Genomic DNA, 21077 nt, shown 5'->3' with positions numbered 1-21077 from the left:
TTACAATACCAAATTTGTTAAAAACTTTTATTGATTTATGTATTTTTACCTTTTCTACCAAAATATTGTATATGCTTTGGATTGCTGTCGAATTGATACTACTATCCTGCTTTATTTTACTGAACTTATTGCCATAACATGGGGAACACCATCACTGGCCTGATGAATGGCAGCATTCACCTGGTATACCGTCCGAAGCATGTCTGTGGTCAGTACTGCTGCAGGCGGTCCGGCTGCATACACCTCGCCGTCAAATAAGACAACGATTTCATCAGCATACCGGGCTGCCATATCCAGCTGATGCAACGTAACAACAGTTGTCAGCGCTCTGGTGATGGTCAGGTTTTTGATTAACTCCAGCATTTGCAGTTCCCGGTGCAAGTCCAAACTATTTGTCGGTTCATCCAAAAGTAAAACACTAGGTTCGCGTACTAACGCCTGCGCGATAAACACCATCTGCCTTTGACCGCCGCTCAATTCACAAATATTTCTGGCAGCTAATTTTTCTATACCTAGTTGCCTGAGAATTTTCAAAACATAATTTACCTCGACATCACTGACTTTCAAGGACAGCGAATGTACTCTTCCCAACAGAACCACCTCAAAAACACTCAAAACAGCTTTTCCACAACCTTCTTGTGAGAGGTAGCTAATTTGCTTTGCTATGTCCTGTGGTTTAAGAGTACTTAGGTCCTTACCATCCATCAGAATATCACCCTGCCCCCGCAGAATGCCGCTGATACATTTTAGTAACGTTGACTTACCTGTTGCATTAGGACCAATGACAGCTGTCACTTTGCCTGGGTCAAAGGTAAGATTGACGTTTTTTAATATTGGCTGGGAGCCATAGCAAAAAGATAAATTACTAATTTCCAGCATCACCAGTACCCTCGTTTCTGCGTTAGAATCAAAGAAAAAAAGAACGGTACGCCGATCAGTGAAGTAACAATTCCTATCGGGAAAATCGCGCCCGGAATAATCAGCTTACTTCCAATAGAGGCAACCGAAAGCAGCAGGGCCCCGCCTAAAGCCGATACAGGCAAAAAAAATCGTTGATCTTCACCTACCAGCATTCTGGCAATATGAGGTCCGACCAAACCAATAAACCCGATAGTACCTACGAAACACACTGCCGAAGCAGTTAACAAGGAAATAAGCACAAATGTCTTGAGCCGCAGCTTTTCGACATTAATCCCCAGGCTTTTGGCCTTTTCATCGCCCAGCTTCAGGGCTGTAAGTTTCCAGGCGTCTTTTACCAGTAGAGGAACGGCAAGGACAAGGACTGTCGCAACTACTCCCACTTTGGCCCAGGTTGCCTTCATTAAGCTGCCGAACAGCCAAAATACTATAGCCTGAAGTGCTTCAGCAGAAGCCATGTATTGCAAGAGTGCCAGTAAAGCATGAAAGAGAAACAGCAGGCCAATCCCGGCCAATACCATGGTTTCAGCGGTAATCGCTCTGGCCCTGCCGATGAAGTAAATCAACAGACAGCTTAACAGCGCAAAAACAAAAGCATTAAGCGGAACAAGATAATCTTCCGGTATTGGCAGTGTACCTGCCCCCACAACAATAGCCAATGCCGCACCAAAACCGGCCCCTGCCGATATCCCCAGGGTATAGGGGCTGGCCAGTGGATTATCCAGAATGGTCTGCATCTCAGCACCGGCAATACCCAGGGTTGCGCCGACAACCAGGGCCATCAAGGCTGTCGGCAGCCGCAAGGTCCAGACAATAACCGCTGTTGTCGGTTCAACCAAACCTGTCCCAAAAATTGCATTAACTACATCTGGTACAGCTAACCAAGCTGGCCCAACCAAAATATCAACAAGCAAGCTCACCATGCATACCGCAGCGAATAGAAGCAAATAGGAATACTTTTTTGCAGTAATACCATGATATACTACTTGTTCTTTTACTAGTTCCATACCCATTCTCCTCGCCTAATTCTGCAAATCCATCATCCAGACACCGCTTAGTTCAACTGGTAAAAACTTCTTGTGGAATTCCTGGAAGCTTTGCAGCGGATCTACATCCTTAAACTCTTCGGGATAAAACTTTTTCGCTAAATACTGAATAACCACCGAATCATAGACCTCACGGGAAATAGCATGATGAATAGAAAACACTTGCTTATTCTTCACTGCGTTGAGTTCTGCCCAGCCTGTCCGTTTGGTAAATGACTGAAGTAATTTCTGCGATTCTGCTTGGTCGGCCATGAAGCCCATACGCATGGATTCCGTTTTTTTCGGCCAATATGAACCTGTGATAACGATAATATCAGGATTAGCCTTCAGTAAAAACTCAGGATTTATCGGAGCATACTTTTCAATTCTATCCTTGGTTATATTATTGCCGCCGCATTTTTCCACTAAGGCACCCCACATATAGTTTCCATAACTATTGCCATATGTAGCCGGACCTTCTGAACCGCACTCCACATAGACTGTAGGCTTAGGTTTATTAATGGCTTGTAACCGTGAGTAGATCTTATTGACCTGCTCCTGGTGATAGGCGGCCAATTCTTGTGCTCGCTGCTCTTTGCCAAGAATTTTCCCCAACAATTGAATACTTTTCGTATGATTTTCGACACTTTCCAGATGATAATCAATAAATACAGTAGGTATCCCCGCTGCTTCCAGTTTTTTTATAATATCCTGGGCTTGTTTCTGCACACTTAGCGGTAAAATCAATACATCCGGCTTTAACGCAATAACTTTTTCTACATTAAAGCTATCCTGATCGATATTCCCTATATCAGGAATCTTTTCCAATTCCGGCATGACTTCAGAATACTTTTTCCACATATCGAAGCGGTTGATCTTTAATCCATTATCCCAGCCAGCAATCTTTTGATGTACATTTTTCCCTTCTAGCGCCAGCATGGTAATAAAGCCGCCACCACTGCCGCTCCACTGCAGCACAACCTTATTAACCGGTGCTTTGATTTTTACCTCCCGCCCGGCAAGGTCGGTAACCTGTATTTGTTCATCTTTTTTCACTGCTGTTTGCTGCGAGCAGCCTGTTAGTGCGGTGATAGCAACCACAAAGATTAGTATTAATAATAAACATAGTTGCTTTAATGACAGTTTCCAATTCATTATAGTCATCCTCTTTCTGCTATATTTTCAGTTACCTTTCATATATAACGCAATACTGGCTGCTGCTGCCACCATGGTAAGATACAGGCCTGTGCCGACTACGGTGACATTAATCCCCGTCTTTGCGCTAAAAATCGAAAGATTAGTAGGCAGTACGCGGGATAAACCATCATAAATATTATGGAAAAATGAGGCTAACAGCAGCACAAAAATAACGTCCTGGGGAGCCAATGCACTGCTTTGCAGCAACGTTCCGGCAACACCAATAGCCGCAATCAAAGTAGGAATACCCGCAATAATGACTAAAACTCCGGCTGCCGTAAGATTAAACCAGCACAAGAAAGGATCAAGCCCGACAATAAATTCCTTAATGAAGTCTGTATGAAGTAGGTAGGCAAAAGCCAACGTAATGGGCATAAACACTACGGCAATATCCCAAAACTGTTTAAAGGCTTTTTTCCCTGCTGCAACCAGATCAGTCTTCTCGGCTGTTGTACCGCAGCTTTCCTGCAGTTCCTGCAGATTGCTTACCTCGTGGTGAGTAAGCAGTCTGTTCCATACAAAACCGATAATGGTAACAAGGGTACTCATCCCAATGTTGATGGCAATAAACGCCATACCCAAATTCCACCCCAGTCCGGTAATTAAAATCGGACTAAAATTGAAAATAGTAAAATAGATACCTGTTGGCAGCGCCCCCATCAAATATACAGCCATTAGCGTGCTTTTGGTTACAGTGCCGTTTTTGCCAAACTCAGCTAACATGGCGTTTGCCGCATACCTGTTTAAAAGACACAAGATAAAAAACGGGCCGAGTGCTTCGGGCAGTTTTCCCAGGGATGTCATTGGTCGCGTGATTTTACTGAAAAATGCAAAAAACTTCCCGGTTCTCAGCACAACACCACAGTAACACCCTAGAAACATGGCAGGCAGCGCTATTTTCCACATAGCAAAAACATCTGCTAATGCTAATGAAATATTCGTAGTCAGCATAGTGTGACAATCCCACCTTTGATTTTTGCTATACCTGCTTTGAATTATGTCTACTACTCAACCAGTTATTTTGAAGCACAAATGGCAAACATGGGCGTAGGCCTATATAACAATTGCTCTATTTCGTCATGAACCATGGAACTGATATTGTCTTGAACCTCTACCTGTCGAAAACCGCAATTACGAAAAGCTTGCTCATCCCACAACGGCCGTTTTTCATAGGTCAAAGGCAACTTACGGGCAATAGCCTCACTTTCTTTTCGCTGCGTGGGTGAAGTATTTTGTTTGTACCCTTTTTCCATAGCCAACTGCAAACACTTGTCACACTCGGACTGAAGAGCCGGGTCACTTAGACCTAAATGCCAATTTGCATCAAAAACAAGTACTTTTCCTGTTGGTTTTAACAGCCTGTGCCATTCTTGATAGACTTCCATTGGATTCGGCAGTAACCAAGTTACATTTCTGGACACAATTAGGTCCAAACTTTCATTGGGTAGGTTAACGGCATGGGCCTCAGCTTTCAAAAACCGTATATTCGTTCCGACTGATACAGCATTTCGCCGGGCTTGTTTCAACATTTCTTCACACTTGTCAATGGCGGTAACCGAATAATTCATTCCAGCCAGCAAGATAGCGAAAAATCCCGGCCCGGTCCCCACATCTAACACCGTAAGGTTTTCTTGGTCTCCTGTGTACTTACGCAGCAATGACTCCCACGCCTGTTTTTTCTTACAAGCCATTTCCCGTTTTACAAGGTCACTATAACTGTCAGCACGTCCATCCCAGTAAGTTTCAATACGTTGTTCTAGCATACAATTGCTCCTTTAAATAAAGTCTGTGATGCAGCTCCTCCTAAAAAAAACAAAAACCACGAAGGAGTAGGACAGCATGTGTCCTGTTACCCTTCGTGGATATGTCTTAGTTATTCAGATTTTGTTATCTGTTCCAAGCAACTAGCTTACCGATCTTCAGATCAGCTATTTGTTAAAATTATAACGTATTCTGTAGAGCAGTGCAATATACAATTACAAAAACATTCCCAAATTACCAATCCGTTTCATACCATTCACGACTTTTTCCATCAAACCGGTTCTCCCGCTGCCAACAAGTTATCCTCTGCCGCCAGCATTAAGTTTTTCCCAAAGAACGGTGACAATCGTCGTCCGATACAATACATAAGCAATCATACTACCACCAATGGTACTTACCAGGAAAGGAACAACAAAGAAGAACGCCCCAATTGGCGAGCCAATAAAATACTTGGCAAGAGGATACGCTAATAAAGCACCAAAAACGCCTGTTCCAATAATTTCGCCGAATATTGCACCCCAAATGCTATTGGTCCTTTTATATAATATACCGGCCAACGCTGCACCGACCATGCTTCCAGGAAAAGCCAACAGCGATCCTGTTCCCAAAATATTGCGCAATAGTGCAATCCCAAAGGCGGCAGAAACTGAATAGCGTGTACCTAACAGTATTGCAAGCAAGATATTAATGACATGCTGCAAGGGAAAACATTTAGCAACACCTACTGGGATATACACTAAATGAGCTGAAAGTACACCTATAGCCATAAAAAAAGCTGTATACGTTAATTTTCTGATTTGCATATAAGGTTTCGCTCCTTCTCTGCCAAACTAACAGACTTCCCCTCGTCTTGGCATAAATATGGACTCTTGCCAGCAACTATAATCTGACTGGGGTAAACACTGCGGTGACCGGAAATCAAATAGCTAATTGAGCAGCTTACCGCTGCATAAGGAATAATATCACCACCAAATAGTTCGGCAGCCATAACTACAGCTGCTACCGGAATATTTACCGCTGCCGCTAAGAGCGCAACCATACCAAGCGCAGCATACACCGCTATATCCAGATTTCCGAAAAGTTGCCCAAATAAGTTGCCCGTCACAGTCCCAACAATAACAATTGGCATGATGATTCCCCCTGTTCCGCCACAGCCAAGCGTTATCCCTGTAGCCAGCGTTTTCCAGAAAAAGGCCGTTGCCGCAACAGACTGTCCGCTAACCCCGGTTTCTAATAGTTCTAATCCTAACCCCAAATATAGCGGACTGGCAAAATAGCCAATCAGAATAAGCACAATACCCCCGACAAATGCCTTGGCCGGTTGGGCTATACGTAAACAGGTAAAACTATATTTACAAAACTTGATTGTTTTGATAAAAAAAATGGCCATCAAACCACACACTACGCCCAGCATAATGGACTGAAAAATAAGGTAACCTGTCGGCTCGACGTGAATTTGCAAATAGAAGTATGGTACCCCTATTATATGACAAATATAGTAACCTGTCAGCCCTGCCACAAAGGCAGGATAGAGTGTATCATAAAGAATTTTTCCAATAAACAGTACCTCAACTCCGAAAATGGCACCAGCAACCGGTGTCCCAAATACACAGGCAAAGCCAGCACTTAAACCACAGATAACTACTTTGCGGTAGTCAGCCCTACTGATTCTCAGAAACTTTGCCCATGCCGCCGCGAGCGTAGCACCAATTTGGGCTGCAGGACCTTCCTTGCCGGCTGATCCGCCGGCAGCAATCGTTATAATTGTTGCCAAGATTTTTACTGGCATATCTGACAGCTGTAAATACCCATTTCGCTGATGAATAGCTTCAATTACTTTATCACTACCGCCTGTTGCTTGAATAGCTAAAAAACTCATTAACCAGCAATTCAAGAATAAGATACCAGGCAAGAAAAAGTAGTAGTACCACGTTTGCGTCCATACCTCAATCGCCCAGACCAACATTTTTATAAATACAGCCACACCGACTCCGACAATTACTCCTGTTGTTATACCTAGAAAAGTCCATCTAAGAATATAAATAAGCGAGACTCTTTGCTCAAACAAACTAGGATTCCACCCAAACCACTTGCCAGTAGGATTCAAATTGCTACCACCAATATTTTGGGTATTGGCGCTTGGCGGCAAGACTGAGGCGCTTTTTTCGGTACATCACTAATCAATTGTACCACCTCTTAATAGGTTTTTGTGTTCTTGCTTTTTTATAAAAATCAGGGAAATGCCACCAAAACGGCATTTCCCAAACCACTTATTTTTTTGTAACCAAAGGAACCAAACAAGCCAGCGTGAATATCATGTATGACAAGCTAATCATTGTTCCGTTGTTAGTAACGCCACCTTGGTGTGCCAGAAAGAATCCTATCCAAAATCCCCAGAAGGCAGCATTCATCAGTGGGTTACGATATTTCTTTCTCCAAGACACTTCTGTGGTAACAACATTAGTATTCGCATTAGGCACAGGATTTGTACTCATTACAATACCTCCTTTGCATATTTCGCAATTTTATCCGATGACCAAGTTGCTCTAAGACTACCGCTTCTACAAGCGGTAGTTAAAAGCAACTAAGTCCCTGGATAAGTTCGACTAAACTTCAGATGGGGTTAAAGCCCCACCCGAAGCTAAGTCTCACTTTATTGGCTTAAGGAAGATCCTTAAATAGCATGCAAGCAAAAATCCAAGCATTAATGCCCACAAGTAGCGAAATGATTAAACAATAAGGTATTGTCCGATTCATTACCTCGCCTTCGCGACCCTCAAGACCAACAGTTGCTGAGCCAATCAATACTTTTGACGGAGCGATGGCGCAACCAACTGAACCGCCAACAGACTGAACGGCACACATGATAACCGTACTAATTCCTAACACCTTGGCTGTCTCAAGCTGCAACGCGCCAAACATGACGTTGGAGTTGGTGTTACTACCGGTAAGAAATGATCCTAACACACCAATATACGGGGAGAATATGGGGAACAAAGCACCAGTAGAGTTAGCAATTCCTTTTGCCAGCAAGTTGGTCATACCCGTATCGTTCATAATCAACGCCATCATAACCATGGTAGTTATCCCAATACTGGTGGGAACACATTGTTTAACCGTGGCATCAAACGCTCCACTAAAGGCACCAGGTTTCCACTTACCAGCCATTTTGAATATAACAAAAGCGCATAATGCTGCAAATAGCAACAAAGGAGCCGGATGCGAAAAAATATTAATTTTAGAATACATTTTTTCGGCTTTTACTGCGAATCCAGCAGCAGTTGCCATAGCCGGATAGCTAAGACCCCAGGTATATGAAGCGAAGATTTGCGCAATAGATTTGACCTGCGTCATGATGCATAATGCGATTAAGATATAGTAGGGGGAAAACGCCATATGAAATCCCATATATGGCTTTTCGTCCTCTTTTTTAGTCCCATCTGCTTCGTGACGATAAATAGTTTTGGCCAATATAGCCATAGTTCCGCAACCACAAAGTGCCGGAATTAAAGTAGCCAATTGCGCTGCACCCAGTTTATTCATAAACCAGCACATGAAGGCCATTACGGTACCAGTTATCATAACTGCCGGCAAACCTCTTTTAACAGCGGAGAAACCGCCGTAAATATGGCATACAGAAAGTCCGGTAGCATAAATAGGAATAGCAAACAAAATCGCCATCCAGGGACCGATAATATCGCCGGGGATCTTAGTAGCCAGTTGAATAGTATAATAGGACGAACCCATCGACCCAAAGCTTATTGACCAAGAGTGTCCAACTAGACAGGTAGCAGCCGCAACAGCTGGCTTGAAACCCATAACCAGCATAATCGGCGCAACAACGGCAACAGGCACGCCAAATCCGGCAATACCTTGCATAAAACTGGCAAAACACCATGACATCAGTAAACATTGTAATAATTTTTCTTCAGTCACATTGATCATGGTATCGCCAATTACTTTGATAGCGCCATTCTTATCAACAAAATTATAGAGGAAAACCGCACCCCAGATGATGAGTAACACATACAGTGCCATTGCCATACCTTTACTATTGGCTAAAGCCAATAGTCTAGAGTCGCCACCAAAGACAAACATACCAATAACTACTGCCGTAAACCATGAAACTGCTCCTGATTTCGGCGCACCCCATTTAAACAGCAAAATAGTGGATAGCAAGACTAAGATAGGTAGGAAAGCGAGTATCCAGTTTGTAAGGGTTAAGGCAACACCCTTATCCATACAACCAAGCCTCCTTCCAAGCCTCTTTGTTCATGGTGAACAAAGATTGCTACATTAGTAAGTCCCTGGTTCCTTTTGTTCACACAGGGACCAGGGACTTACGGCATAACGCCTATTTAGTTTTTAGACAACTTTACTTAGCTGGTGGAAGTGGCACTTCCATGCCCAGCGTTTTCGCACGGTTGTTGACGAAGTTTTGAATTTTGACCACATGTTCAGGCTGCAGGTGACTGAAACGTCCTTGCGTTTGGAGATACTCGTCAACAGGCTTAAGTTTCTTAGGCGTATTAGTGAATTTTTTATTAGCCCAATCGCCATTTTCAACCTCATAGAGATTCCACATACCGGTTTCAACGGCTAGTTTAGAGATCTCAATAGTACGGTCAGACGGGAACGACCAGCCCTTCGGACAAGTACATTGAAGATGAACGAACGCCGGACCATCTTGGGCAAGGCCTTTCCGAATCTTGTTCATAAGGTCAATGGGATAACCAATGGAAGCAGTCGCACCATACTTGATATACGGATGACCGCCTGAACAGAATATAGCCATCGGATCTTTCAAGTGATGTTTCTTAGCTTCTGGAATTTCCGGACCTGCCGGGGTAAACATCGTAGTAGCACCGTACGGAGTGGACGGGGAAACCTGAATACCAGTGTTGGCATAAGATTCATTGTCATACATTACGCAGAGAACTTTATGTCCGCGATAGAACATAGCTGACATTGCTTGCAGACCAATGTCGGAACAGCCGCCGTCACCGGCCATAACAATAATGTTGGGGAATTCGTCCTGGATTTTCCCCTTCTTAATCATCATACGAAAAGCTTCAGCAATACCAGAAGCTACAGCACCGGCGTTGGTGATTTGGGCGTGAGTCCAGGGTACAGCCCAAGGACCGCAGGCATAACTAGTATTAGCAACATACATACAGCCAGTTGGCCCAACAAAGATTGTATTTTTACCAGCAGCTTTCGCTACTAGGCGATACGCAATAGCCGGGCCGCAACCTGCACAGGTACGATGACCTGGGACATACGTGTCCACAAGATCTGTAGTCTGTGCAATTGACTTAACTAATTCAGCAACTGCCATCGTTTACTCCTCCTTATTATTTACTAGGGGCAGCTTCAGTTTTAGCAGTATTAATCTGGGAAGCACCTTCATGATAATCATTGAAGTTAACCCAAGTACCGCTTTGAATAAGTTTGCCAGCCTGTAATGTTTCTTTCATCATTTCAGCCATAGCAAAGAACTCGTCATGGGTAATGGTCTCGCCGCCCAAACCGGAGGTAAAGCTTTGAATAATCGGCTTGTTCTTAATTTCAGACATCGCAGCTTTAACTTCGTTCGAGAGAACACCGCCAGCGCACGGAGCACCGTAAGATGTTCCAGTATCAATAACACCGGCAACTTTGAACTTGGTCAAGATTTGCGCAAGGGCTTCATCCGGGAACGGACGGAACCAGCGAATTCTGCACATACCGACCTTGTAACCCGCTTCACGGAGATATTTGATGGCACTACGGCAAGTAACCGCGTGCGCACCTTGCAGCACAAATACCATGTCAGCATCGTCTGTCATATACTCTTCAACGAACGGAGCATATGCCCGACCAAATACTTGAGCAAATTCTTTTGTTGCCTGAACAATTTTTTCTTTAACCTTTGTCATAACAACATGGCGATCCCACTCCAGAGGAGGTCCCATTTCCGGCTCAATCTGTGGCCCCATGATAACAGGGTTATTCACATCAAGACGAAATTTCGGGTTGAATTTAGGTAAGTATTTGTCAACTTGCGCTTGATCAGGCATTTCATAATCCTGCGCAATATGGGTGACAAAATAACCGTCCATGGCTACGATCTGCGGCAACATGACGTCAGGATCTTCACCAATCCGGAAACACATTAAGCTGTTGTCTAACGATTCCTGGGCATCTTGCGCCCATCCATAAATCCAGCCATTATCACGGAGAGTTAAGCAGTCGGTGTGCTCAGAACCAAAGTCACCGGGGGGGTCAAGAGTACGATCACCAACAAGGGCTTGGATTGGGCAACGACCGCCGGCGATTGGTGAATAGGTTTCAAAAGCATAGGTAACACCTACACCGGAAGAACCAGTAGTGGCACGGGCACCAGCCATGGATGCGCCGTGAGCAATACTGAACTGCGCATGTTCGCCTTCACCATGAACCATTTCGCACTTCATAGCACCATTAGCAATCCGCTTCGCTAATTCAGCCATAACCGCTGTATACGGGCGGATAGGATAGGATGCTGAGACATCAATATCGGCAAGCTGCCAAGCATCTGCAACCGCAGTTAACCCTGTACCTTTTTTCTTGATTGGCATCTTATTCACTCCTTATTCATCAAAATCGAGTTCAGGCACGCGACTTACGGCCCCAACTGGACAAACGTTGCTGCAAATACCACAACCTTTGCAATACTTCAAATTGAAGCTGATTCCGTCGTCCTTGGAGTAATTAACACAGGCATCTGGACAATAAATATAGCAAGTTTTACACTCGGTGCATTGTTCTTTATCAACTACCGGACGAAGAAACCGCCAGTTCCCGGTAATCATACCCTCGTTTTCGGTCTGAGGGGACGGAACAATAGCCGCAAATGGCACTTGCTTATAAACTTTTGCCATGTTTACACCTCCCTTAAAATTACCACTACTACAGATTAACAACTTGAACTGCGTCCCAACCTTGCTGAACTGCCTTTTTGTTATCAGCAAGTTTGATTAAGGATTCCAATTTAACGATTCCGCTTGCTTTGGCAACAGCAGCAGCCATTGCAGCACCAACTCCGGCACCAATCTTGGTATCGTCAATACAACCTTCGGTTCCATCAAAGGTATGGAACACGCCAGCACCCAGAGCATCAGCATCAATAGCGGCAACGGCTTTTACTTTACTCACGTTTTCTTTAGGCGAAAGGTACTTAATTAGCTTGTTAATGTCACGTTTGGTATTGATAACAACAACACAGCCATCCTTGCAGCCTTTAAGAATGTCGTTGCCCTTGACCAGTGTTTCTTCGGCAAGCACAACAATATCAGGGCGGTAATTCTCATACTCATAAAAGGTTTCGATAGGCTCCGGACTAATCCGGGCATAGCTCTTAACAGGAACATTGATCCGGTCAGGCAGATCAACGTAGTTATCGAAGGATTGATTGTACTTTCCTTCGAGGCTACCTGCTTTGGCGAGCAGTGTAGCAGTGTCGCGAGCTTCTTTTGCTAGAGTTACACCCCTAGTCCATACAGTTACTTCCTGCATCTTAGCATCAACAGCAACCGCTAGTGTCATTTTCTCTCCCCCTTTTAAATACTTAAGATTGATCAACAGGTGACCATTAGAACACTTACCGTTCTTTAGCCATCACCCCCATTGGCAAAATTGCCTTTACTTTTTAGAGATATTTGACGCAGACCATAGCCAAAATCCTCATTTAACACCTTATAGATGTGAGTAGCTATACTCTGCGAATCACTAACATAGCGTTTCATAGCTGATAAAGCTGCGTGCTTGCAGATGGCCTCAATATCAGAACCCACCGCGCCCTCAGTAGAAATTGTTAGTTCATCCAGATCAACACCGTCTGCTAAAGGCATTTTTACGGTATGAATCTTAAATATTTCTAATCGTTCTGCTTTGTTAGGTAATGGTAGTTCCACAATATAATCAAACCGTCCTGGCCGCATAAGTGCCGGGTCTACCATATCAGGCCGGTTGGTGGCAGCAACAACAATTACATTAGCACTATCCATTAAACTATCTAGTTCCAAAAGCAGTTGACTTACTAAACGATCTGTTCCATTTCTGTCGGTTATCGCCCTTACAGGCGCTAATGCATCAATTTCATCAAAGAACAGAATGCAGGGAGCGATTTGCTTGGCTCGCTTAAAAATGCGGCGCAGACCCTTTTCGGCTTCGCCGAACCAGCGGGAATTAAGTGTAGCGGCATCTACCGATATGAAATGAGCTTCACTCGAACCAGCCAATGCTTTTACTATTAGCGTTTTACCTGTTCCTGGCGGTCCTGTCAGCAAAAAGCCTTTCGGCATATTGTGCAGCATCTCTTTAAACAATTCGAGGTGCTGCAGCGGCATTTCAATCATTGCCTGCAAATTTCTCTTTATATCAGCCATTCCCCCGACTTGTTCCCACTTGGTATTGGGCCGTTCCGAGAAAAATTCTCTGGTAGCAGTTGGCTCTACTTCCCGGAATGCAGCGAAAAAATCGTTCATGTTGATTGTCAGCTTTGCCAGTTCTTCTTCTTTGAGTTCTTCCGAGAAATCAATCTGTGGTAACAGCCGCCGCACCGCATTCATCCCGGCTTCCTTGCAGAGGATAGCAATATCTGCGCCAACGAAACCATGCGTCATTTGGGCAAGTTTTTCTATGTTTACCGAAGAATCAATTGTCATTAAGCGAGTATGTATTTTTAATATTTTCAATCTTCCGAATTTATCAGGTGGATTAATGGACAACTCGCGGTCAAATCTTCCTGGACGGCGCAGTGCCGGATCGACCATATCGGGTACGTTAGTAGCACCGATAACAATTACTTGCCCCCGATTCCTCAGACCATCCATCAAAGCTAATAGCTGAGCAACAACACGTTTCTCAACATCACCAATTACATCTGTTCGTTTGGGAGCAATGGCATCAATCTCATCAATAAAGATAATGGCCGGTGCCCGTCTTTGCGCTGTCTCAAATATTTCTCTAAGTCGAGCCTCGCTCTCGCCATAGAACTTATTGATGATTTCGGGACCATTCACGTGCAAAAATGCCGCATTGGTTTCACTGGATACAGCTCTCGCCATTAAGGTTTTACCTGTACCCGGTGGACCATAGAGTAGAACTCCTTTAGGCGCTTCAACCCCTAACTGCCGAAAAATTCCGGGGTATTTAAGTGGCAGCTCAACCATTTCGCGAACACGCTGGAGTTCTTTGTCAAGACCACCGACATCTTCATAGGAAGCCCGAAAACTCCGATCTTCTGATGCATCTGCTTTAGTCACTTTTAGTTTTGTAGCCGCATTAACTACTACGGCACCCTGCGGTGCTGTACCGATAACAGTGAAGTACTGACTTCTAGCTCCGGCCAGATTAACCTTAACCCTGTCACCAGTAATCATTGAAAGCCCACTCAAGACTCGTTCTAGGTGCTTACTATCTTGAGCATCACTAAAATCTATTGTTACATCCAAAGGACTCAAAACTAACGTCTGTGCCGGTTGACGCGCAATTTTTTTTACCGTTACCCGTTCGTCTATTCCGACACCAGCGTTTTCTCTGATTATAGATTCCATTTGCGCTATATTTTGATTTTTGAATTGACTAAAACAGGGAACGACTTTGGCAACTGTTGTTTTTCTTCCTTGAATCTCGAGAATATCACCTATAATGACTTCCATTTTTTCCATGTCGGCGTTATCAATCCGGATATATCCTTGACCAACATCTTCCGGCATAGCATCGGCAACTCTAAAGGATAAAGCTTTTTCCATGATAGATTATCCTCCTTTAGAAGGTGGTCTCCTTTGGAACCTCTTACAGTTGTAATTATAAGGTACACGCCCCTGCTTGGCTACTATATGGTAAATAAGGATAATTTTGTTAATATAAATCATGAAATTATCCTTAAAATGGATGTAAAAAAGGATAGTAAACTCCTCGCAACCGAGTGTTCACTATCCTTTGCTAAAAACTATAATATGAACGGATCATCCTTACTGTACTTATGTAATGGCCTTCCCACTGGTCCGTATGAGAGAATATCTTTCAACCAGCCGTTATCAGTTAAATAGTTTAAGTAGCGCCTAGCAGTAACCCTTGATATTCCAACTAATTTTGCTATTTCACTTGTAGTAAAATAATCAGGCTGTTTATTTATGATCATAAGAATAGCTTTCAGTGTCGCTTTGTCTAATCCCTTGGGAATGTTTTCCTTTAACTCATCCAGGCTATTAGGTATTCTTTCCCCCGGAGTAGCTCCTTTTAAACAGTCAATATCTTTCTGGCATAGCTGCTGTGTTTTGTTTAGTCGATCAATATACTGCTGATAACTCTTTAGTGCTTTTTTGAAACGTTGCAGTGTAAATGGTTTTATAATATAATCCACTACTCCGCACTGCATTCCCTGTTGAATTGTTTCTGAATAGTGGGCTGCCGTAACTAAGATAACATCAATGTTAATTCCCTCTGCTCTTACTCGCCGTAACAGATCAATCCCGCTTTCTCCCGGCATATAGACATCGAGAATGGCCAACCGTGGTTTAACACTAACTATCATATCATACCCATCTGCCGCATTAGCCGCTTGTCCTACTAAATGGAAACCCTTCACTTGACTGATATATTGCCGATGAAGTTCCATGACCATCGGATCGTCCTCAACAATAACAATATCAATTCCCATTCCGGTACCCTCCTCTTTTCTAAGTATCCAGGTTTACCGTATTGGTATCTTTATACAAAAGGTACTACCCTCATTTTCATGCGTTTGAACTGAAATTGTGCCGCCGCAGATTTTCACCTCTTGCATGACTAAAGCTAGCCCAACCCCCCTACTACCTTGCTTAGTGGAAAAACCACGGTGATAAATCTTCTTCCGGTAGGGTTCAGGTATCCCTTTACCTAAATCACTGACTTTGATATTCAGGTATTTCCTGCCCTCAAAGATATATACAGTAATAATTCGCCGTTCCGCAGGCAAACTGGCAACGGCATCCATGGCATTAGTTATTAGATTGCCAAGCACTGTAACCATAGACAAACTACTAAAATCGGGAGGAAGCGCGAGGAGTTTACTGCGAGGATGAAGTCGCAGAGAAATCCCCTGCTCGCTGGATTGACTTATTTTCCCAATAATTAATCCTGCCGTCGCCTGATCTTTAACCCGCCTAACAATAGAGCTAACCAGATCCTGCTGTGTTTTATACATCAATGTTATTAGTTCAACGACTTTATCATACTGTTTCATCTGAATCAACCCAGATATAGCGTGCAATTTATTGGTAAATTCATGGGATTGCGCCCGCATGGATTCCAGGAGGCTTTTCAATCCCACCAATTCTGCTGCCAGGATTTTAACGTCCTGTTTATCTCGAAAGGTAGCAATAGCCCCAATGACAGCGCCATTAACTATCAGGGGTACCCTATTGGTAATAATAAATTTATCTCCCACTTCCTGCTCCTGATCGTATTCAGCCTGAGTGGTTTTTAACACAATGGGCAAACGTGAGTTGGGTATAACCTCCCAAATATGTTTACCTATAATATTATCCTGGCGGCCCAGGAGGCGTTGCCCTTCACTATTCACCAAATCAATATAACCGTCCATATTAATAGCAATTACGCCTTCACGCATACAATGCATAATGGCACGTTTTTGCTCCAAAATAACGGTTACCTGATGTACTCGCTGCTTAAGTTTTAAATCGGCATCACCATATAATTGAGCGTTGTGGACTGCGATGGCCGCATGGTTAGCAAAAGTCTCGAGCAGCTTTTGATCAATGGGCGTCATTTGCTGCATAGAACGAAAGCCGATAATCAATACTCCAATATCAAGTTCGTGCAAATAAAGTTTTATAAGCTTTACCTTAGATAAACTTTCTTTTTTTAAAACCGCCCTCATCTGCTCAGATATTACGTCTTTATATTCTATGTCCATCAGGCTTGTTGTACAAACTAACATCTCCGAAATAGCGGCAGCCGAGTGAATATCCTGCCAGCCAGTTGTAATTGACTCGCGCAAATTACTAGTCTCATCCAGCAGCAAAATACTGCCACAATCTGCATGAAATAAACGCAAGGCGCTTATCACTATAAAATTCAATACTTCATGTAGGTCAAGAGAAGAAGTAAGATAAACAGCTATTTCGTTAATGGTTCTTAACTGCTCGAACTGTTTGTAGACTGTTTCTTCGTACAATGTGAAAAAGTACTCTGATACATATACCCTTGCCCTATCTAATAGCGCATCAATCTCTCGCCGGTAGCGGTTGAGGCTGACCAAATCATCTTTTAGAAATTGAGACATAGCATCTTTGATCGATTTTTCGTATAGATCAAAAAGCAGCATGATGTCTGCCAACTTAACACCCTGTTCGAGCCGAAGCTTGCATATCCAGCTGATATAAACTTTTAATGGCGTAATGTTTCCATCTTTTACTGACTCTATGACGGCTTCAGTAAGTTGAATAATTTCTTTTGCCAGATCACCTCTTGGCATTTCGATATAGCAAATTGGTGCCCCTTCGATCTCCAATTCACAAATCGTGCCTGTATTTGTTTCCTGTTGGATAGCTTCAATTATTGAGGCTAGGTAATTCATCTAACCACCTTGCTTCATTTTTTTTTATTACTTTATTTTTTTATGTTATCGTTTAGTTGACTAAACAGTCTGCCAATATCTATTATATAACTAGGATACATTATTTTCCATGGTTTTTTCAGATTTATCAGAATCATTTTGCGGATGTACTAATAATGTCAGTCGAAATTATGCCAAAAAATGTATAATTATAACAAATCCAGAATTGAAAACCATGTTCAACCGCTTATTAGTTATAGCTAGGGGTGCCCAACGGCTGAGAGGATGAACTCCAACCCTCGAACCTGATGTGGTTAATACCACCGTAGGAAAGCATTCATACCAATTACATTGAAGCTTGCCTGCCCTCACCTCTGCCTATGGCTAAAATATAATTATGAGGAAGGGGAAACTAATTATGTATACCACACAAATGGATGCCGCTAAACAAGGCATCATCACTGAACAAATGCATATCGTCGCACGGGAGGAACGTCTTAATCCCGAACTACTACGCCAGTTAGTGGCAAACGGCAAGGTTGTTATCCCGGCCAACCGCCATCATACCAGCCTTATCCCTAAAGGAGTCGGTGAAAAACTTCGGACCAAAATTAATGTCAATTTGGGTGTTTCAAAAGACTGCTATGATCCAGAGCTTGAATTAGCAAAAGTCAATAAGGCAATTGAGCTCAAAGCCGAAGCCATTATGGATTTAAGCTGTTATGGTAAAACCCGGGAGTTTCGGCGCAAATTAATTGAATTGTCCTCTGTAATGATTGGCACTGTGCCAATGTATGACGCTGTTGGCATGCTTGATAAGGATTTAAAAGATATCACTGTTGATGAATTTTTTTCAGTTGTGGAAAGACATGCCGAAGATGGTGTGGATTTTATGACCATTCACTGTGGTATGAACCTGCAAACAGCCGAACGAGTGAAAAAAAATAAGCGGCTCACCAACATCGTTTCCCGCGGTGGTTCGCTGCTCTTTGCCTGGATGGAATTGAATAAGCAAGAAAATCCATTTTATGAATACTATGACAGACTGCTCGATATTTGCGAAAAGTATGATGTGACCATCAGCTTGGGAGACGCCTGCCGTCCCGGTTCCATTAATGACGCTACCGACCCAGCACAAATCGAAGAACTCATTACCATGGGCGAGTTGACTAAACGCGCCTGGGCAAGAAATGTGCAGGTTATGATCGAAGGTCCTGGTCATGTAGCTATTAATGAAATAGCTGCCAACATGTTGTTAGAAAAAAGGCTGTGCCATGGCGCACCATTTTATGTGCTTGGCCCACTTGTTACCGATGTCGCGCCCGGTTATGATCATATCACCAGCGCCATTGGCGGTGCTATTGCCGCAGCCAATGGTGCTGACTTCCTCTGTTATGTGACACCAGCTGAACACCTTCGTCTTCCTACTTTAGACGATATGAAAGAAGGAATTATTGCTTCTCGAATTGCCGCCCACGCAGCTGATATTGCCAAAGGAATTCCGGGGGCACGAGAATGGGATAATCAGATGAGTGCCGCCCGTGCTGATGTGGATTTCCCACGAATGATTGAACTAGCTATCGATCCTGATAAAGCAAGATCCTATCGGGCAGAATCAAAGCCAGAATGTGAAGATACCTGTACGATGTGCGGCAAAATGTGCCCGATGAAGAACATGAACAAGATTCTTAATGGTGAAGACCTGAGCATTATATAGAATTCTTATTTAGCAGTATTCTCAATAATTTTAAACAAATCAGCGGCAACATCTAACGGATTATGGTACATAGGCGCATCAATAATCTTCTCTAACTGGTCACGCTTTTTGGAATATCTATCCTTGCCAACTTCATCTTTATTATTGTTTGCCTTGTAAGTACTAACAGCATATAAATTTCGCAGAGCGGCTACTAGTTCTATCGCTCCCCCATAACGGGCGCTAACAATCACGCTGAGATCTGTCTCTTGGCCGCAACCGCCACAACGCGCAACAATCTCACCGGATTCTAGTTTATCTACGATTTCAAAATTAACTGCATTGCACTTGACACAAAGTAGTTTGCAATCATCTGATTCACCATCATGTCCGCAGTTCCTCATTAGGTATCACCTCTCTATAATTTATTACATAGTATTGCAAAATTTGGTAAATATAAACCAAACCCGAAGCTCAAATAGTAAAACTTAAATAAAAAACAAGCGCACCAGAAAAATTAGTGCGCTTGTCGTATTTACTCCAGGGCAAAATGCTCATTATCATCAATATGAATCCAATGATAACATACCGCATACTCTGCTAAGGATTCATCCGTATTGGCCCGCTTTGGGGCATTAAGCTTAGCTTGGGCATCTTCGAGAGTGGTAATATTGCCACGTACGGCAAAAACGCCGTATGACATATCATCCATGACTATATGAAATAGGGTTCTCCCATATTCACTGCCCTGGCCCTGCCCCTCATAAATTATATTTGCCAAGGAACCGGTTGGAGCTTTAACCGATTCTACAACTATCATTCCCTTTTCTAACTTTGTCATAGCCTGATCCCCCTTTATCTTTGTTACCATTATTATACAATAGAGAACAGGCATCGCGCTATTTAAGTAAATAAAGTAAACCGATAAATTACCAATACCAATCAGTAACCCTTCGGATTCTACGCTACTTCTTCCTGCGCAGAAAAGGGACTACCTAAAGGTAGCCCCTAAAATATATGCTGTATATAGATATTTGTAAAGTAATTGGAGGCGACACCCAGATTCGAACTAGGGGATAAAAGTCTTGCGGACCTTTGCCTTACCACTTGGCTACGTCGCCATATTTATGGAGCGGAAAACGAGATTCGAACTCGCGACCCTCGCCTTGGCAAGGCGATGCTCTACCGCTGAGCTACTTCCGCTTTAATGGTGCCTCAGGACAGAATCGAACTGTCGACACGAGGATTTTCAGTCCTCTGCTCTACCGACTGAGCTACCGAGGCATATATTCGACATTCGATTGTCGACTTACGACTTTCGATATGTCATTTTTTTGAAGGTATGCTCCTTCAAAACTTCACAGAAGAAAGACTGCGCACAATTAGATACTGTTCGTTCATTTTCTATCGACAGTCGAAAATCGAATGTCGATAGTCGTTTAAGTCAAGTCCTCGGCCTATTAGTACCAGTCAGCTGCATGGATTACTCCACTTCCACATCTGGCCTATCTACCTTGTAATCTGCAAGGGGCCTTACTTCTTTCGAATGACAGACCTCATCTTAAGGCTGGTTTCACGCTTAGATGCTTTCAGCGTTTATCCTTTCCGAACGTAGCTACCCAGCTCTACTCCTGGCGGAATAACTGGTACACCATTGGTTCGTCCACTCCGGTCCTCTCGTACTAGGAGCAGTTCCCTTCAAGTCTCTTACGCCCGCGATGGATAGGGACCGAACTGTCTCACGACGTTCTGAACCCAGCTCACGTACCACTTTAATGGGCGAACAGCCCAACCCTTGGGACCTACTTCAGCCCCAGGATGTGATGAGCCGACATCGAGGTGCCAAACCTCCCCGTCGATATGGACTCTTGGGAGAGATTAGCCTGTTATCCCC

The 21077-nt window shown here is 43.5% G+C and carries 19 protein-coding genes, 3 tRNA genes, 1 rRNA gene and 1 riboswitch (1 of these 24 cut by a window edge); of the genes, 1 reads left to right on the top strand and 22 read right to left on the bottom strand.

Annotated elements, in window-relative coordinates; all coding sequences use genetic code 11:
- Positions 1-111: 111 nt before the first annotated feature.
- The 16 genes from ACZ449_RS02215 to ACZ449_RS02140 form a co-directional block, all read right to left on the bottom strand.
- Positions 112-879, bottom strand: coding sequence for an ABC transporter ATP-binding protein (locus ACZ449_RS02215; RefSeq protein ID WP_464259448.1), 768 nt, complete (start codon positions 877-879; stop codon positions 112-114).
- Complete coding sequence (locus ACZ449_RS02210) at positions 879-1925, bottom strand: FecCD family ABC transporter permease (RefSeq protein WP_464259447.1); 1047 nt, start codon at positions 1923-1925, stop codon at positions 879-881. Before ACZ449_RS02210 ends, ACZ449_RS02215 begins: the two co-directional genes overlap by 1 nt.
- Positions 1926-1940: 15 nt before the next feature.
- Positions 1941-3098 (bottom strand): ABC transporter substrate-binding protein, encoded by a 1158-nt coding sequence (locus ACZ449_RS02205; RefSeq protein WP_464259446.1) that lies wholly within the window; start codon positions 3096-3098, stop codon positions 1941-1943.
- Positions 3099-3125: 27 nt separating this feature from the next.
- Entirely contained in the window at positions 3126-4091 is a 966-nt protein-coding gene (locus ACZ449_RS02200) for a hypothetical protein (RefSeq protein WP_464259445.1), read from the bottom strand.
- Between the two features lie 65 nt (positions 4092-4156).
- The gene (locus tag ACZ449_RS02195) at positions 4157-4903 is read right to left on the bottom strand and encodes a class I SAM-dependent methyltransferase (protein ID WP_464259444.1); all 747 of its coding nucleotides are present in this window, start codon (positions 4901-4903) and stop codon (positions 4157-4159) included.
- Positions 4904-5200: 297 nt separating this feature from the next.
- On the bottom strand, positions 5201-5704 hold the full coding sequence (gene thiW, locus ACZ449_RS02190; RefSeq protein ID WP_464259443.1) for an energy coupling factor transporter S component ThiW: 504 nt from the start codon (positions 5702-5704) through the stop codon (positions 5201-5203).
- Positions 5686-6969, bottom strand: coding sequence for a chloride channel protein (locus ACZ449_RS02185; protein WP_464259442.1), 1284 nt, complete (start codon positions 6967-6969; stop codon positions 5686-5688). The genes thiW and ACZ449_RS02185 overlap by 19 nt, the downstream gene beginning before the upstream one ends.
- Before the next feature lie 202 nt (positions 6970-7171).
- Positions 7172-7396, bottom strand: coding sequence for a hypothetical protein (locus ACZ449_RS02180; RefSeq protein WP_464259441.1), 225 nt, complete (start codon positions 7394-7396; stop codon positions 7172-7174).
- Between the two features lie 166 nt (positions 7397-7562).
- Positions 7563-9143: an L-lactate permease gene (locus ACZ449_RS02175; protein ID WP_464259440.1), complete on the bottom strand. Its 1581-nt coding sequence runs from the start codon at positions 9141-9143 to the stop codon at positions 7563-7565.
- A 133-nt stretch (positions 9144-9276) separates the two neighbouring features.
- Positions 9277-10239 carry an oxalate oxidoreductase subunit beta gene (locus ACZ449_RS02170; RefSeq protein ID WP_464259439.1) on the bottom strand — a complete coding sequence of 321 codons (963 nt, stop codon included), beginning with the start codon at positions 10237-10239 and terminating at the stop codon, positions 9277-9279.
- Between the two features lie 16 nt (positions 10240-10255).
- On the bottom strand, positions 10256-11500 hold the full coding sequence (locus ACZ449_RS02165) for an oxalate oxidoreductase subunit alpha (RefSeq protein ID WP_464259438.1): 1245 nt from the start codon (positions 11498-11500) through the stop codon (positions 10256-10258).
- Between the two features lie 12 nt (positions 11501-11512).
- Positions 11513-11803, bottom strand: a complete 291-nt coding sequence (locus ACZ449_RS02160; protein ID WP_094603185.1) for a 4Fe-4S dicluster-binding protein — start codon at positions 11801-11803, stop codon at positions 11513-11515.
- Between the two features lie 28 nt (positions 11804-11831).
- Positions 11832-12467, bottom strand: a complete 636-nt coding sequence (locus ACZ449_RS02155) for an oxalate oxidoreductase subunit delta (protein WP_464259437.1) — start codon at positions 12465-12467, stop codon at positions 11832-11834.
- A 65-nt stretch (positions 12468-12532) separates the two neighbouring features.
- Positions 12533-14677 (bottom strand): CDC48 family AAA ATPase, encoded by a 2145-nt coding sequence (locus tag ACZ449_RS02150; protein ID WP_464259436.1) that lies wholly within the window; start codon positions 14675-14677, stop codon positions 12533-12535.
- 200 nt (positions 14678-14877) lie between these two features.
- Positions 14878-15588 (bottom strand): response regulator, encoded by a 711-nt coding sequence (locus tag ACZ449_RS02145; protein ID WP_464259435.1) that lies wholly within the window; start codon positions 15586-15588, stop codon positions 14878-14880.
- Between the two features lie 33 nt (positions 15589-15621).
- A complete protein-coding gene (locus ACZ449_RS02140; protein WP_464259434.1) occupies positions 15622-17508 on the bottom strand; it encodes an ATP-binding protein in 1887 nt (628 codons plus the stop codon).
- 231 nt (positions 17509-17739) lie between these two features.
- A riboswitch (TPP riboswitch) is annotated at positions 17740-17836 on the top strand.
- Positions 17837-17902: 66 nt separating this feature from the next.
- Between ACZ449_RS02140 and thiC the strand changes: the two genes are divergently transcribed.
- Complete coding sequence (gene thiC, locus ACZ449_RS02135) at positions 17903-19204, top strand: phosphomethylpyrimidine synthase ThiC (protein WP_464261799.1); 1302 nt, start codon at positions 17903-17905, stop codon at positions 19202-19204.
- 5 nt (positions 19205-19209) lie between these two features.
- Here the strand turns inward: thiC and ACZ449_RS02130 are convergent, their stop codons facing one another.
- The 6 genes from ACZ449_RS02130 to ACZ449_RS02105 all read right to left on the bottom strand — a co-directional run.
- Entirely contained in the window at positions 19210-19587 is a 378-nt protein-coding gene (locus tag ACZ449_RS02130) for a hypothetical protein (RefSeq protein ID WP_464259433.1), read from the bottom strand.
- 131 nt (positions 19588-19718) lie between these two features.
- Positions 19719-20024: a hypothetical protein gene (locus tag ACZ449_RS02125; protein WP_464259432.1), complete on the bottom strand. Its 306-nt coding sequence runs from the start codon at positions 20022-20024 to the stop codon at positions 19719-19721.
- A 205-nt stretch (positions 20025-20229) separates the two neighbouring features.
- Positions 20230-20304 (bottom strand) — tRNA-Cys (locus ACZ449_RS02120).
- 7 nt (positions 20305-20311) lie between these two features.
- A tRNA-Gly gene (locus tag ACZ449_RS02115) sits at positions 20312-20386 on the bottom strand.
- Between the two features lie 5 nt (positions 20387-20391).
- Positions 20392-20467, bottom strand: a tRNA-Phe gene (locus ACZ449_RS02110).
- Positions 20468-20623: 156 nt separating this feature from the next.
- Positions 20624-21077, bottom strand: a 23S ribosomal RNA gene (locus ACZ449_RS02105); it runs 2461 nt beyond the window's last position.

The organism is Desulfosporomusa polytropa (assembly GCF_055380075.1).
This window is presented reverse-complemented; position numbering and strand designations above follow the sequence as displayed.

Bases quoted from the DNA above. Each gene is read 5' to 3' on its own strand.
- thiW (WP_464259443.1), bottom strand. From the start codon at position 5,704: ATGCAAATCAGAAAATTAACGTATACAGCTTTTTTTATGGCTATAGGT.
- ACZ449_RS02175 (WP_464259440.1), bottom strand. From the start codon at position 9,143: ATGGATAAGGGTGTTGCCTTAACCCTTACAAACTGGATACTCGCTTTC.
- ACZ449_RS02170 (WP_464259439.1), bottom strand. From the start codon at position 10,239: ATGGCAGTTGCTGAATTAGTTAAGTCAATTGCACAGACTACAGATCTT.
- ACZ449_RS02180 (WP_464259441.1), bottom strand. From the start codon at position 7,396: ATGAGTACAAATCCTGTGCCTAATGCGAATACTAATGTTGTTACCACA.
- ACZ449_RS02150 (WP_464259436.1), bottom strand. From the start codon at position 14,677: ATGGAAAAAGCTTTATCCTTTAGAGTTGCCGATGCTATGCCGGAAGAT.
- ACZ449_RS02125 (WP_464259432.1), bottom strand. From the start codon at position 20,024: ATGACAAAGTTAGAAAAGGGAATGATAGTTGTAGAATCGGTTAAAGCT.
- ACZ449_RS02140 (WP_464259434.1), bottom strand. From the start codon at position 17,508: ATGAATTACCTAGCCTCAATAATTGAAGCTATCCAACAGGAAACAAAT.
- ACZ449_RS02215 (WP_464259448.1), bottom strand. From the start codon at position 879: ATGCTGGAAATTAGTAATTTATCTTTTTGCTATGGCTCCCAGCCAATA.
- ACZ449_RS02155 (WP_464259437.1), bottom strand. From the start codon at position 12,467: ATGACACTAGCGGTTGCTGTTGATGCTAAGATGCAGGAAGTAACTGTA.
- ACZ449_RS02210 (WP_464259447.1), bottom strand. From the start codon at position 1,925: ATGGAACTAGTAAAAGAACAAGTAGTATATCATGGTATTACTGCAAAA.
- ACZ449_RS02165 (WP_464259438.1), bottom strand. From the start codon at position 11,500: ATGCCAATCAAGAAAAAAGGTACAGGGTTAACTGCGGTTGCAGATGCT.
- ACZ449_RS02195 (WP_464259444.1), bottom strand. From the start codon at position 4,903: ATGCTAGAACAACGTATTGAAACTTACTGGGATGGACGTGCTGACAGT.
- ACZ449_RS02145 (WP_464259435.1), bottom strand. From the start codon at position 15,588: ATGGGAATTGATATTGTTATTGTTGAGGACGATCCGATGGTCATGGAA.
- ACZ449_RS02205 (WP_464259446.1), bottom strand. From the start codon at position 3,098: ATGAATTGGAAACTGTCATTAAAGCAACTATGTTTATTATTAATACTA.
- ACZ449_RS02160 (WP_094603185.1), bottom strand. From the start codon at position 11,803: ATGGCAAAAGTTTATAAGCAAGTGCCATTTGCGGCTATTGTTCCGTCC.
- ACZ449_RS02200 (WP_464259445.1), bottom strand. From the start codon at position 4,091: ATGCTGACTACGAATATTTCATTAGCATTAGCAGATGTTTTTGCTATG.
- ACZ449_RS02130 (WP_464259433.1), bottom strand. From the start codon at position 19,587: ATGAGGAACTGCGGACATGATGGTGAATCAGATGATTGCAAACTACTT.